Raw genomic sequence first — 14,448 nt, 5'->3', positions numbered from 1 at the left:
CTTAATTGTCACATGGCATTTCTCAAATAAATGAGGTATGCTGACAGGCGCGCTCCTTTTTCTCAATTAGCAATTACCAATTACCAATCACCAAGCCTACCTCGTTTTACTAAGAAGTAGGATATGTTATTTAACTCCCGAAAACAAAGCCTGCCAGTCTCCCGGAGAAATGGCATTTTCCCCCTCTTTCACCTCAAAAGTAACGTTGCAAGCTTGAGGTTGTTCCAAAGCCTCCACGCACAATTCTGCAATATCTTCCCGACTGACTTTGCCCCTAATATTGTCTCCTTGCTCAAATATTAAAGCTTTGCCTCCCGGTTCTTCAGTCAAAGCGCAGGGTCTGACAATAGTATAAGGTATGCGGCTCGATCGCACACAATCTTCCCCTTTCAGCTTCCAAGTCAAAATCCCCCCCAACATATCATTCATTCTGACTGCCGGCGGTTCTTCTTCCAAGTTAATTCCCGGGCGGCCAGGGCGGGTAACTCCTGCCGAACTCACCATCACAAATCGCGGCAAAGTCTGTCCCCCATCAGCTTTAAGAGATTCTAACTCCAGTTGAAAAATACCCGGTGTAAATTTCGGGTTGAGCGCGCCATCATATTCAAACTTGCTCAACATTAACTGAAAAGAAAAAATACTGCTGGCATCAAATTTAGAGCCATCCTTAACAGTTTTGGCGCGGAATACTGGGATTAATTCATCAAAGGGAACGGTGACAGTAATCCAGATATTGTAAACAGTATCAAACGAATAGCAATAGCCAATTCCATCCCATTTAGCTTCGTTGCGAACAATCAATTTGTAGCGCTTGCCGTCGCCTTTGACACGCAGTTGGAGGCCGCTAAATCCTGCGAGATTAAGCGGAGTATCGAAGTTGCGGGTACGCACCGAAGCAAAGCCGCCCGAGTTGGCAGTAGAAACATTGCCTGTGAATATAGCTGTATTGTCTGTCAGCCGGATCGAACTTTCGCTGGTGCCGCCCATCACGATGTCGTCGAGCGCACCCCAAGTTTCTTTTAAATCTTGGCTGGGTTTTGTGAAGTCAAAAATTGTTTTTTCGCCTGCTTGAATTAGCTGGCGGCGAACAGCTTGCACTAAATTATTGAGGCCTTTGTATTCGACAATTTCGGGTACATCGACAACTTCCGGCATATAAAATTTGATGCCTTGATAGTATTTTTCCCTGGTTGGGGTGTCTCCTTCTACCGGTTGAACTTTAGTGCCGGTGCAGCAGATAACTGCTTCTATGCCCTCGGTTACTAGCGGTGTTAGGGTTTCTGGCAGAGTGATATCTCCTTCGACTAACTCGACATTTTTGCCGAGAATTTCTGTTGCTCTTTTGGTATCTCTGACGAGGGCTCGCACTCTATATCCCCGCTGTTGCAGCCGCTTGACAACTCGCTTCCCGACGCCACCGGTGGCACCGGCTACCAGTACCAGTTTGGGTTGGTCTTTTTTACTGTTGCTGCTGCTTCCAAAGAGTTGTTGCAGCCAGCTAATGCTGCCAATGAAGGGAATGACGCCGAAATAAGCCAAGGTTTTGAGAAACCGGCCGGCATCCCATTGGGCGGTATTTTTTTCAGTCACAGTCGCTTCCTCAGAATTGGCTCAAATCTACTTAGCTACTTTTGTATTTTAATTGAATTTTCGATTTTTGAATTTGGGCGATTCGCTACCCTTCACCGAAGGCGCGCGCCTTCGGGATAGCTTCGCTAGCGCGGACTTTTTTTCACTTGACAATGGGTGTGGGATGAGTTTGGCTCAAGGGAATCTCAATAATCAACTCGGTTCCCTCTCCGGGGGCTGAAATGCAAGTCAATTTGCCCCCGTGTTGTTCTACCGCAATTTCGTGGCTAATCGCCAAACCTATCCCCGCACCTTTGCCCACCTGTTTTGTGGTAAAAAACGGCTCAAAAATTTTCTGGCGAACTTTTGGTTCCATGCCCCAACCGTTGTCTTTGATCCGAACTGCTACGGCTTTTTCTCCGGGACAAATTTCAGTCACAATCCGAATTTGTCCGCACTTGAGTGACTCTTCTTCGTCGCCGCAGTGCGACGATAAATTATTGTTGACAAAGGCATCTTCGAGAGCATCAATTGCATTTGTCAGTACATTCATAAATACTTGGTTGATTTGAACTGCGTAACACTCAACCAAAGGCAAAGAGCCATATTCTTTGATAAGATGAATTGCGGGGCGATCGGGCTTCGGTTTGAGTCGGTTGCTCAAAATCAGCAAAGCGCTGTCCAATCCGTCGTGAATGTCAACTGGTTTAATCTCTGCTTCGTCAATTCTAGAGAAGTTTCGCAGCGACTGAACTATCTCGCGGATGCGGTTAGCTCCTACTTTCATTGAACCTAGCAACTTCGGTAAGTCTTCAACTATAAACTCTAATTCTACTGCTTCAATTTGTGCTTGAATTTCTGGCGAAGGCGACGGATATTGCTGCTCGTAAAGCTGCAATAAATCGATCATTTTTTGACTGTATTCGTTGGCATAGCTAAGATTTCCGTAGATGAAGTTAATCGGGTTAGTGACTTCATAAGCTACCGCCGCCACCAACTGTCCCAAACTTGACATTCTTTCGCTTTGCACTAATTGAGTTTGCGCCCGCTTAAGCTCGGACATCGCTGTTTTTAAATTAGCAGTTTTTTCGCGCTCTCTGGCGACGGATGCTTCTAGTGCTGTATTTAATTTTTCTAGTTTCTCGACTTGGCAAAGCACTATATTAATCATTGCTTTTTTCAGTTCCAATGCAGCGTCTATTTCGCATTGTTTCCAAGGCAACGATTTGTACCTCACATTTTCTTTCCACAGCTCGAAGGATTTCCTAGGAGACAGTCGAGCGTTGCCATCTTCATCGGTTTCAACTGGTTTGTTAGGGTTGCCCGCCCAATTTACGGTCTTAATTACTTCCGGGCGAAACCACAAAACGTATATTTTCTGAGTCGGCGATATTGCTATGGCCAAACACCCGCTGGCCGTGTCTTTAAATTCCTCAGCTTCGGGATAGCATTTGATCAGCGAGTCAGTATAAAAAATTTCTTTTTTTAGGTTATTTTGCACCCACTGAGTTAAGTATTTGAGCGCTTCTCCCTGAGGTGTTTGCCCGACTAGATAGCAATTGTCTCCAAATACTATTGCGGCTCCTTGGGCGTTGACTGCTTCTAGCAAATTATTCTGACATTTAACTAATACTTGTGACAAGTTTTCAGACGTGGAGATGTCTTCAAAAATCTTAGTTTGAATGGATTTTAAGTGCAGTTTGTAGTCGTAGTCTTCGTTTCCTTCTTTTGATTGCAGTTCTAAGGACATTACTTGCCCGATAAATTCGCAGGCGGCGCGCAATTCATAGTTGAGGTATTTTGGTGTATAGTTATGGCAAGCAATCAATCCCCACAGCTTTTGGTCTTTGATTAAAGAAATTGACATCGAAGCTGCAACGCCCATATTCTGCAGGTATTCTATGTGAATGGGAGAAACGCTTCTCAACACGGTGAAACTGAGGTCTAGGGGCTGGATGGAAGCCGCATTCTTGCCTGAAACAAGGGGGACTGGTTTATAATTAATATCTGGGATTAACCTCAACCAATTTAACGAATACAGTTTTCTGGCTTGTTTGGGAATATCTGAGCTGGGGTAGTTTAATCCTAAGAAAGGACTCAGCTTTTCTGCTTTAGCTTCAGCGATCACAGCGCCGTTGCCTTCGGGGTCAAATTGATAGACCATAACTCTATCAAACCCCGATATTTTCCTGATTTCTTCTACAGTTAGTTGACATAATTCCTTGAGATTCGGGGCGCTTTGAATTTTGCTGACAGTCGCTCTCACTGAATTATAAAAGCTAAAAACAGAAAGATTTTCTGGGCTGGTGGCTAATTCTAACTCGACCATCAAAACTTCTTCTTCTTCTCGGTGAAGAATGCAGTCAAATTCTAAATATTTACCTGCTTTTTCAACAGTGAGTTTAATGGGATTGACGGTTTTTAAGTTTTCCTTCCGCAAACAGGTCTTGAGTTTTTCTAGTTGAATTTTATCGAATAATAAGCTTAAATCTTGACCGATCGCACTTTCTGCATCAATTCCTAACAAATCTTGCGTATTTTTGCTGGCTTGCACTATTTGTAGTTCAGGTTCTCGTACCACAAGGAGCACCCCGTGTGGCTGAATGTGCCCGGATAGGTGAATGGGTTCTCTGTCGCAGTTTGTCAAGTCAACTTCTTCGAGTGCGGGAATTGTGATTTGTCGATCCATTTGCTTTGCCTTCCGCTGTATAATTTCGAGAGGGTTCTAATGATTTGAAATTTGAGAGCAAATTGGCTTTTTTATAATCTCATATTGTTCGATCGCATAACGGCTCGATCCTGGGACGGACACTGAGAATCAATCATCCGATACTCAGCCAAAAATGATTTAGTCGAAAACCAGCCTGCAGTATGTGTTGCTGTTAGACCAGCCTCAGCCTTCTAGAAAATTTACCGACTTGGCTCTTCTATACTATCGCTTCCCGATGTTAATTATCACAGCAATTTTTGCCATTCTTCAAGTATGTTTAATAATTTCCCAAAACTTTAATATTTGTGGTAAAATTTTGCCTGCTGGAAAAGCGGGAGAGAAATGCGTCTCCAGAGCGGCCTACTTACTGAAATATTAAGTTAAGGTAAGGGTGACAAGATCTGAAAGTCAAGTCACGCTAAGCTCTTTAAGTATATCCAACAGGCCCGACAATTAGACTGATGATCGACTTCAATACAGTTACTGAATTTTCTCATACCTACTGCATAGCTATCTGTGCCTTTTTAGTTCCGGCAAACTTGCTGACTACTTTGCTGACAGTGATTTTGACAGCGCTAAACCGACCTCGAATACAAATTTGGGCGTCTGTGGTTGTCGCCAGCGTTTGGGCTACAGCAATGATATTTCACGTTTTTTGCTGGTTCGCGATCGGGGTAGTAATGCCTCCGACATACATCTTGTTAGTTATGGGAATCACTTGTCTGACAATCAATGTCTGGGCGATCGCTCATCCTGCAAGCATGATGCAATTAATTCGAGTTGCAGTATCAGTTGTTAGGGGAGCTCTCCAGAGGAAGAAGGATTTAGTTATCTTGGAGAGAAGGATGTAATTATCTAGGAACTCAAAAATAATTTGGTCGGGGTAATGTCAAAGATGTCAGGGAGAATATAGGTTTCAGAAGAAAGTTTTCCCTGGTTGCAAATCGGGGATCAGAGTCCAGATTTTCTACTGCTTATTCCGGTTCCCGATCGCGACAATCTTCGGTTTCCGGGCCGCGGGGATGGATCGTGCAGTTGAGCAGGTAGCCGCCATCGCTTCTGCCGTAATAGTAGCGGCATCCGATGCAAATTGCGGGAGGTTCGATCGCACTGTGGTAAACCGGATAATCCGCAGTCGCCAGCAGCGAAAAGTCGCGCTGCGTCTGAACATTCCCGATAATAGCGCCGGAGAGTTCGACAGCTTGGCGGATGTTTTCGATCCTGGTGTAAGGCGGTAGGTAAATGTCAATACAAAGGCGTATGCCCTGGCTATCTTGATCGTGGCGGGTAATAGTGCCTCCGAGCAAACCGACGCGCGAAGCAATAGCTGAGGAAAATTCGCTCAGGGAGGTGCAGTAACCGGAGAAAACGTGAATATGTTCGTCCGTAGTAGCTCTCACAGTCAGGCGAGTGGGAATTCGCACTCTCAGGTAAGCGTCGAGTTCGTCAAAAACCGGCTCGGCGAGGGAGAGCATTTGGTTTGCGTCTTCGTGGTTGAGCCCAAAACCCTTAGAAACCTTTGACACGAGGGCTGCTAAAATATCAAAAACTTCGGTTAAGAGCGATTGTAGCCTGCTATCAATGGCGATCGGACATTCTCTGAGCAGCTTTAAATAATCCTCCAACCGATGAGCAATGCGCTGAATGCTGCTAAATCCGAGCATAGCTGCTCCCCCTTTAATCGAGTGCGAGGCTCGGATGAGCTGGTGTATTCTTTGGGGATCTGGCACGGTATTTTGCAGATCTTGCAAGCCTTGTCCGATAATTTGGATCTGTTCTGTGGTTTCTTCGATAAAGTAGCCGATGATCCGCTGTAGTTGTTCTGGCAGCATAATTTTATTCTCCTAAAGGCAGCCGAGTATTATTAGTCATTACTCAGACCTTTGATAGTTTTGAATCGATATTTCACTGATGAGTAATTCGGGTTTTTAACCCCTAATTTGTTTTATTCTGACTCACGGCAACTGTTGTGGCAATGTCGAAAACGGTTAACTCTTAACTGTTGACACTAATTTTTTTTGCTCCGACGGTAGCGGTTGCTACCCCCAACAGCAGCACCGCAGCACCTGCGAGTACCGCCGGCGCCGGCACTTCCCCAAACAGCAAATAACCCAACCAACTCGCCCCAACCGGTTCAAACAAGATGGCAAGAGTTACCAGAGTTGGGGAAATCTGCATTACCGCCCAGTTCAAAATGGTGTGGCCGACTAACTGAGGCAAAGCGGCCGTTAACAAAATATAAAAATATACAATGTCGGGGTAATTAGTATAAGTAGTGCCGAGGGCGAAGGGGAGAGGCAGCAAGACGATCGCAGCAACAGTATAGGCGATCGCGATATAGCCCCCAATTCCCAGTCCCCGCCGCTGAGCTTCCCGGCCCAGCAGCAAATACAAGCTGACAGCCCAGGAACCAGCCAGAGCCAGGAAATCGCCCAGCAGTTGGCTGCTGCCAGCATGGGCTGCGCCCGCACTTCCGAGGGCGATCGCGATTCCCCCTGTCAGGGCTATAGTAATGCCAGCGATCGACATTTTGCTGAGTTTTTCGCCGAACCAGAAGCGCGATAAAAGCGCTACCCAGACAGGATTAGTGGTGACGAGGGCAGTCGAGGCGGCGATCGAAGTATAAGAAAGTGAGGTAATCCAGAGGGCAAAATGCAGCGCGAGACACAAACCCGCAGCAGCAGCATAGCGCCGAGTTCCCGGTTGCAGGGCGTTCCACTGAATTTTCCGCCAAGCCGGAAGCAGAATTAAAGCAGATAAAGTCAGACGAGAGGCGGCGAGTACCAGACTGAAACCCAAACCGCCCGCCCCTGCTTTCAAGTTAGCCAGCCGAATTAAGATTGAGGAAGTTGAGACGGCTAAAACGCCGATAATTAACACTAGGGCGATCGACCAATTAGGTGCTTGTTTCGGAAGATTCATTTTTTAGACATTGGGCATTGGGCATTGGGCCTTGGGAAAATTTACAAAGCAATTTTCGCACAAATTATGAATAATTTCTATTCTCTTCTTCTCCTCTTCTCTTCTCCTTTCTTCCTTCGTGTCCTTCGCGCCTTCGCGGTTCGTTAAAAAAAGCCCGTTCGCGAAGCACAAAAAAATCCTATACTCAATAATTATTAATAGAGGTCGCGCCTAAAATTATCTAACCTCTGTTATAGTTTCAATATCGCAAAAAAACAATTACCACTTACAATTTATAACTATCTATGGCTCCTACAGTTTTGATTACAGGCGCTTCTCAAGGAAGTGGCAAAGCAACAGCAATTTTATTTGCAAGTAAAGGTTACGATGTAGTGATGGTAGCTCGCCAGCCAGAGAGATTGGCAGCAGCAGCGGCTCAAGTGCAGCGAGAAGGTACTTCCGCTGTAACTATTCCGGGGGATGTCGGCGACATTGACCAAGTGCGGGCGATCGTTCAAAAAGCCCTAGATGCCTGCGGCAACATCGATGTTTTAGTTAACAATGCTGGCATTTGTCTCGCGGGGGCGATCGAGCACACTACCTCCGAAGACTGGCAGCAATTAATGAATACCAATTTTTGGGGATGCGTTAACACAATTCAAGAAATGTTGCCACATTTTTTGGAACGAAAAACTGGCACAATAGTTAATGTTGGTTCTATTGGTGGCAAAATGCCTTTGCCTCAAATGACTGCTTATTGTGCCAGCAAATATGCAGTAACCGGTTTAACAGAAACTTTGCGATTGGAATTAGCGCCTCAAGGTATTCACGTTTGCGCCGTGCATCCGGGCTTGATTAATAGCGATTTTTTAGAAAGAGCTCAATTTCGCGATCGAGACGAACCCGGAGTCGAATTGCGCCGCCAGAAAATGAGCCAAATGCTAAAATCTGACTGGGCAACTCAGCCAGAAGATATTGCTAAAGCTATTTGGGATGCTGTGAAAAATCAGCGTGCAGAAGTTACCGTCGGCCCTGCTTTTTTGGCATCGGAAGCTTATCGTTTGTTCCCCGGTTTGATGCAGTGGGCAATGGAAAAACGCAACTGAAGAACAGGTAAGATGCCTGTTCCACAAAAACTAAGTTTTTTTTGTGGAACGGGCATCTTGCCCGTTCTTGAGAGATAATTAATCAATTAGCTGCTTCAAAGCAAAGAACTAGCATTAATAAAACGATTGTTTAAATCGGCTGGGGTCACGTTCAACACAGTACCCAACAAAGCATTAGTAAAACCAAATCTAATATTAGTAGCTTGCACACGGCCGTTGCCATCGGGATCGAGACTTTGCCGCGATATCCCGCCCTTGGCTAACAAACTCGTTCCCCCCGTTACAGTTGCAGGATCGATCAGCAGCAGTCTCGGATCGTTCAAGCTATAACTTACCTCTTCCAAGGAAATATTGCTGCTGGTAAATGGCACACTAATTCCAATCGAATCGCTAGACTTATCAAAATCCACAATTACCGCGTCAGGAACTTCAATTCCAACTACTCTGCTTCCCGCTTGATCGACTCTCAAAACAAATACATCGTTCCCTGCACCACCTTGGTAAATATCCACATCTCTGTCGCCAATTAAAGTATCATTACCCTCTCCGCCCACTAACAAATCAACACCTTGTCCTCCGCGCAGCAAATCATTTCCCGCACCCCCATCAAGGAAATCGCTATTTCTATCTCCTGTCAAGAAATCGTCGCCAGTTTCTCCCAAAACATCGTCATCATCTTTGCCGGCGTAAATAGAATCATTGCCGACACCGCCTAACAGACTGTCTTTACCATCGTTGCCGAAAATCCGTTCTGCATCTGACGAGCCCCTGACAGTATCATTGCCGCCGACCATCCAAAGTCCCCCCGGAAAACTAGCAAGTTGTCCTGGTGCAAGTGTAATATTTTCAGGAGAATTGTCTCCTACCAAACGAGAGATGTCTGAATTATCTGGGGTGAGTACCATATTTGTAAACTTAGTGCGATGTGAGGATGGATATTGTGCAATATTCTATAGCTTATTAGGGTGCGCCAGAACACAGTTACTTCCTGTGAGCGATCGAGCAATCGCTGGCGCACCCTACTAGACAGCTCGATCGCTCCATCTTGGCACAAGCCTGATGGAAATACCCTAGATTAAAATAAAAGTTAAAATTTGAACCGATGCCAATTATCTTAGTTGAAGACTTGAGCAAAGTTTATCCGGTAGCGATTAAAGAACCGGGGATTAAAGGAACAGTGCGACACTTTTTTAGTCGCACTTACCGCAATATCAAAGCTGTTGAGGGCGTTTCTTTCAGTATTGAACCGGGGGAAGTGGTGGGGTTTCTCGGTGCTAACGGTGCGGGCAAAACTACTACGCTGAAAATGCTGACTGGTTTAATTTATCCGTCTGCGGGTACGGTGAGAGTGTGCGATCGCACTCCTTTTCGTCGGGAAGCAGATTTTCTGCAAAGAATCACTTTAGTGATGGGGCAGAAACAGCAGTTAATTTGGGATTTACCAGTGCTTGACTCTCTGCGAATCAATGCCGCTGTCTACGGCATTCCCGATACAGATTATCGGCGGCGAGTCGGAGAATTGACAGAGATGCTGTCACTAGAAGGCAAGTTAAATCAGGCGGTACGAAAGCTTTCTTTAGGCGAACGCATGAAAGCTGAATTGATGGCGGCGCTGCTGCACCAGCCAGAAGTATTATTTTTAGATGAACCGACTTTAGGTTTGGATATAAACGCACAGTTTAGCGTCAGGCAATTTCTGCGAGAATATAACGAGCGCTATCAAGCAACGGTGCTGTTGACGAGCCATTACATGGCGGACATTACTGCTTTGTGCAAGCGCGTTTTGTTAATCCATGAAGGGCAATTAGTTTATGATGGCAGTTTAGACGGATTGCTCGACAGGTTTGCACCTTATCGGGAAGTTCAGGTAAAATTAGCTAAGCCGCTGGCAAAAGATAGTGCTTTTGCTTACGGGGAGGTAGAATCTATTGAGGGACAATCGGTGCGTTTTTTAGTGAAAAGGGAAGAGCTGACGGTGAGCGTGGCGAAGATTTTGGCGGAGTTGGAAGTGATAGATTTGACTGTTACTGACCCGCCAATTGAAGAGGTAATCGGTCGCGTTTTCCGCACGGGAAAAGTGTAATGTTTTTGGCTGGGTTCATTCTCCCTAAAAGGCAAGATATCTGTTTTACTAAAGTTTCAAGGTTTTTTGGAACGGGCATCTTGCCCCTTGCTAACAATGAAAAATTGAACAGGCAAGATGCCTGTTCCACTAGAATTTCAATATTTTGTGGAATGGGCATCTTGCCCGTTGCTAACACTGAAAAATTGAACAGGCAAGATGCCTGTTACACTAGAGTTTCAATGTTGTGTGGAACGGGCATCTTGCCCGTTGCTAACACTGAAAAATTAAATCTAAAAATGATATGACAAAATCAATCAAAATTGCTAAAACTTTGTTATTTACCTACTACGCTTATATGCTCGAATACCGGGCAGAATTGTTTTTGTGGGCCCTGTCGGGAGCTTTGCCATTTATCTTGATGGGTGTTTGGACGCAGGCGGCCGAGACTGGTCAATTTGGGCTGAATTCCCTCGACTTTGCCCGTTATTTTTTAGCCACTTTCATTGTCAGGCAAGTAAATGTAGTTTGGGTAATTTGGGAGTTTGAAAAGGAAGTAGTGCAAGGCAAGCTATCTAATAGATTGTTGCAGCCTCTCGATCCCGTATGGCACCACTTCGTATCTCACGTTTCCGAAAGGTTTGCAAGGCTGCCCTTTGTATTCGGATTAGTGCTGCTATTTTTTGCAATTTACCCGCAGTCTTTTTGGCTGCCGAGTTTGGGCAGGTTTTTGCTATTTTTGTTGGTTATCGTCTTGACTTTTTGTTTGCGGTTTCTGATACAGTATACTTTTGCGCTGTTTGCTTTTTGGCTGGAAAGGGCAAGTGCGATCGAGCAATTTTGGTCTTTAATTTACCTGTTTTTATCGGGAATTACCGCGCCGTTAGAAGTGTTTCCCGCACCCGTGCGCGAAGTAGTTTTGTGGACGCCTTTTCCTTATTTGATTCATTTTCCCGCTTCAATCTTGATCGGATTGCCCGTAGATGTAGGCCGCAGTTTGTTGGTAATGTTTGGTTGGAGTGCGGTGTTTTTTGTGTGGAATCGCTGGCTTTGGCGACAGGGCTTGAAGCAGTATTCGAGCATGGGAGCTTAAATAATAATTAAAAATTAGAAAACTGTAAGGTGCGTCACAGTAAAAATGTTAATCGTTTTGTCAAAAACACTTAGCTGACGCACCATTCTTAACTGTGAAGTAAATCTAAAATCTAAAATCTAAAATCTAAAATCCACTGACGCACCTACTTAAGTCGATCGCACACATCATGCCATGCAAAAATGCAATCGAAAGTATTCGACAATTGCATAAACATCCATTTTTGGTATATATAAGTACAAAAGTTTACAATAAAGTCTTATATTAATAAACCCAACGACTGATAAACGGGATAAAAGAGATTCTAATGACAGCCAAAAAAAACCTCATTGTAATCGGCAATGGCATGGTAGGTCACAAGTTCCTAGAGTTAATGGTCAGCTCGGATGCTGCCAAACACTGGAATTTAATTACTTTTTGTGAAGAACCGCGCGTTGCTTACGATCGCGTAAACCTCAGCGGATTTTTCTCGGGCAAAACAGCGGGAGATTTATCTTTAGTTGCACCGGGATTTTATCAAGAAAACGGCATCCAAATTCACATCGGCGACAAAGCAGTCGCCATTAACCGGGAACACAAAATAGTCTCTTCAGCCAACGGTTTAAAAGTTCCCTACGACAAAATTGTTCTCGCGACCGGTTCCTATCCATTTGTGCCATCAATTAAAGGCAAAGACGCTACAGGAACTTTTGTTTACCGGACTATTGACGACCTGGAAGCGATGTCCGATTACGCTAAAAATTGCAAAACTGGTGTAGTAATTGGCGGCGGTTTGTTAGGTCTAGAATGTGCAAACGCGCTCCAAAATATGGGTCTAAAAACTCACGTAGTTGAGTTTGCATCGCGGCTGATGCCCGTGCAAGTTGACGAGATGGGCGGTGCAATTCTCCGCAGCAAAATAGAAGAGTTGGGAGTTTCGGTTCATACCAGCAAATCTACAACAGAAATTGTTAGCGAAGATGGCAAAGTTACTAAAATGCTGTTCGCTGACGGTTCGGAATTGGCAACAGATATGATAGTGTTTTCTGCGGGCATTCGCCCCCGCGACGAAATTGCCAGAAGTTGCGGTATAGAAGTAGGAGAACGCGGTGGCATTGTGATTAATGATAGCTGCCAAACCTCCGATCCTGACATTTATGCGATCGGAGAATGCGCGCTTTATCAAAATCGCATCTACGGCTTAGTTGCGCCTGGGTATACAATGGCAAGCGTAGCAGCAGATATTTTGAGCATTGTAGCGGATGACGGGCAAGATGCCCGTTCCACAAGCAATTTTACAGGTGCGGATATGTCCACTAAACTTAAACTATTGGGGGTGGATGTCGCTAGTTTTGGAGATCCTTTTCCCAAGTCGGCGGATGCTAAAGAAATTGTTGTCACTGACACCTTCCAAGGCATTTACAAAAAATTAGTTTTAAATCAAGACGGCAGCCGGATTTTAGGCGGAATTCTCGTGGGAGATGCTTCGGCTTACGGCACTTTGCTGCAATTCATGCAAAATGAAATTGCTCTGCCGCCGCATCCCGAAGATTTGTTAATGCCACCGCGAGAAGGGGGAGTCCCGGCGGGTTTTGGAGTAGACAGTTTGCCGGATTCGGCTCAAATTTGTTCTTGTAATAATGTTACCAAAGGGCAGATTTGTGAAGCGATTCGCGATCGCAATTTAACCGATGTTGCCAGCGTCAAGAAATGCACTCAAGCTGGGACGGGCTGCGGCGGCTGCGTGCCTTTGGTGACGGATATCTTCAAGGCGGAGATGAAGAAAGCTGGGTTTTCAGTCAAAAATAATCTTTGCGAACATTTTGAATATTCTCGTCAAGAATTGTACCATTTAGTACGTTCTCAAGAGATTAAAACCTTTGAGGAGTTGATTGAAAGACACGGCAAAGGTAAGGGTTGCGAAATTTGCAAGCCTGCTGTTAGTTCGATGCTGGCTTCTACTTGGAATGACCATATTTTAGAGAAGTCTCACGTCGGTTTGCAAGATACGAACGATTACTTTTTGGCAAACATTCAGCGCGACGGTACTTATTCGGTGGTGCCGCGAATACCGGGGGGAGAAATCACGCCAGATAAGTTGATTGTTTTGGGGGAAGTTGCCAGGGATTTTGGGCTTTATACTAAGATTACTGGCGGGCAACGGATTGATTTGTTTGGAGCTCGCGTGGATCAATTGCCGCATATTTGGCGCAGGTTGATTGATGCGGGATTTGAGTCGGGACACGCTTACGGTAAGGCTCTGCGTACTGTAAAATCTTGTGTTGGTAGCACTTGGTGCCGCTTTGGGGTGCAGGATTCAACGAGTTTGGCGATCGAGGTTGAATTGCGGTATCGCGGTTTGCGATCGCCCCACAAGCTCAAATCTGCTGTCTCTGGTTGCACTCGCGAATGCGCGGAAGCTCAAAGCAAGGACTTTGGGATAATTGCGACAGAGAATGGTTGGAATTTGTACGTGTGTGGCAACGGCGGTATTAAGCCACAGCACGCGGTTTTGCTGGCGACGGATATCGATAAGGAAACGCTGATTAAGTATATCGATCGATTCTTGGTTTTCTACATCCGCACCGCCGACAGATTGGAACGCACTGCTACTTGGTTGAACAAACTTGAGGGCGGAATTGAATACTTGAAACAGGTGATAATTGAGGATTCTCTGGGCATTTGTGCTGAATTAGAAGCGCAGATGGAACATTTAGTGAATACTTATCAATGTGAGTGGAAAACGACGATTGAAGACCCACAAAAGGTGCAGCGGTTCCAGCATTTTGTGAATTCCGATTTGCCCGATCCGAGTATTGTTCGTGTGGCGGAACGGGGACAAACGCGGCCTGCTAACGAACATGAAAAGGCTCTGGTTGGAGTTTTGGAATAACCCCTCCCCAGCCCTCCCCTTAAATCAGGGGAGCGAGCAAGATTTAATCTCGCTTAATCTTCCAGGCTCTACCTGGGAATGAAGTCCCGGAGGCTCTGCCTCCTCTAACCGTAAGCCAGAGCCTCCTTCGGCGAG

At 45.4% G+C, this 14,448-nt stretch carries 10 protein-coding genes; 5 read left to right on the top strand and 5 right to left on the bottom strand.

The genetic code is table 11. From position 1 onward, the window contains the following. Positions 1-126: 126 nt before the first annotated feature. Together QUA62_RS11805 and QUA62_RS11800 are read right to left on the bottom strand one after the other, a co-directional pair. Complete coding sequence (locus QUA62_RS11805) at positions 127-1,590, bottom strand: CIA30 family protein (protein ID WP_333404164.1); 1,464 nt, start codon at positions 1,588-1,590, stop codon at positions 127-129. Positions 1,591-1,732: 142 nt separating this feature from the next. Beyond that, positions 1,733-4,258: an ATP-binding protein gene (locus QUA62_RS11800; protein ID WP_333404162.1), complete on the bottom strand. Its 2,526-nt coding sequence runs from the start codon at positions 4,256-4,258 to the stop codon at positions 1,733-1,735. A 482-nt stretch (positions 4,259-4,740) separates the two neighbouring features. Here QUA62_RS11800 and QUA62_RS11795 point away from each other — a divergent pair, with 482 nt between their 5' ends. Next, the gene (locus QUA62_RS11795) at positions 4,741-5,130 is read left to right on the top strand and encodes a hypothetical protein (RefSeq protein WP_333284531.1); all 390 of its coding nucleotides are present in this window, start codon (positions 4,741-4,743) and stop codon (positions 5,128-5,130) included. 123 nt (positions 5,131-5,253) lie between these two features. Here the strand turns inward: QUA62_RS11795 and QUA62_RS11790 are convergent, their stop codons facing one another. Both QUA62_RS11790 and QUA62_RS11785 read right to left on the bottom strand, forming a co-directional pair. Then, entirely contained in the window at positions 5,254-6,111 is an 858-nt protein-coding gene (locus tag QUA62_RS11790; RefSeq protein WP_333404160.1) for an Hpt domain-containing protein, read from the bottom strand. 163 nt (positions 6,112-6,274) lie between these two features. Continuing rightward, positions 6,275-7,201 carry a DMT family transporter gene (locus QUA62_RS11785; RefSeq protein WP_333404158.1) on the bottom strand — a complete coding sequence of 309 codons (927 nt, stop codon included), beginning with the start codon at positions 7,199-7,201 and terminating at the stop codon, positions 6,275-6,277. Between the two features lie 284 nt (positions 7,202-7,485). Between QUA62_RS11785 and QUA62_RS11780 the strand changes: the two genes are divergently transcribed. Next, the gene (locus tag QUA62_RS11780; protein ID WP_333404156.1) at positions 7,486-8,286 is read left to right on the top strand and encodes an SDR family oxidoreductase; all 801 of its coding nucleotides are present in this window, start codon (positions 7,486-7,488) and stop codon (positions 8,284-8,286) included. Positions 8,287-8,381: 95 nt separating this feature from the next. Here QUA62_RS11780 and QUA62_RS11775 read toward each other — a convergent pair whose 3' ends face one another. After that, complete coding sequence (locus QUA62_RS11775) at positions 8,382-9,191, bottom strand: calcium-binding protein (RefSeq protein ID WP_333404154.1); 810 nt, start codon at positions 9,189-9,191, stop codon at positions 8,382-8,384. A 197-nt stretch (positions 9,192-9,388) separates the two neighbouring features. On the opposite strand from QUA62_RS11775, the gene QUA62_RS11770 reads away from it, so the two are divergent. From QUA62_RS11770 to nirB, 3 genes are all read left to right on the top strand, one after another. Further along, complete coding sequence (locus tag QUA62_RS11770) at positions 9,389-10,369, top strand: ATP-binding cassette domain-containing protein (RefSeq protein ID WP_333404152.1); 981 nt, start codon at positions 9,389-9,391, stop codon at positions 10,367-10,369. A gap of 283 nt (positions 10,370-10,652) precedes the next feature. Continuing rightward, positions 10,653-11,441 carry an ABC-2 family transporter protein gene (locus QUA62_RS11765; RefSeq protein ID WP_333404150.1) on the top strand — a complete coding sequence of 263 codons (789 nt, stop codon included), beginning with the start codon at positions 10,653-10,655 and terminating at the stop codon, positions 11,439-11,441. 307 nt (positions 11,442-11,748) lie between these two features. Further along, positions 11,749-14,313 (top strand): nitrite reductase large subunit NirB, encoded by a 2,565-nt coding sequence (nirB, locus tag QUA62_RS11760; RefSeq protein WP_333404148.1) that lies wholly within the window; start codon positions 11,749-11,751, stop codon positions 14,311-14,313. The last annotated feature ends 135 nt before the right edge of the window (positions 14,314-14,448 follow it).

The sequence above is a fragment of the Microcoleus sp. MON1_C1 genome, from assembly GCF_036701945.1.
Classification (GTDB): Bacteria; Cyanobacteriota; Cyanobacteriia; order Cyanobacteriales; family Microcoleaceae; genus Microcoleus.
The sequence above is the reverse complement of the archived record's forward strand: the minus strand, read 5'-3'. Positions and strand labels throughout refer to the sequence as shown.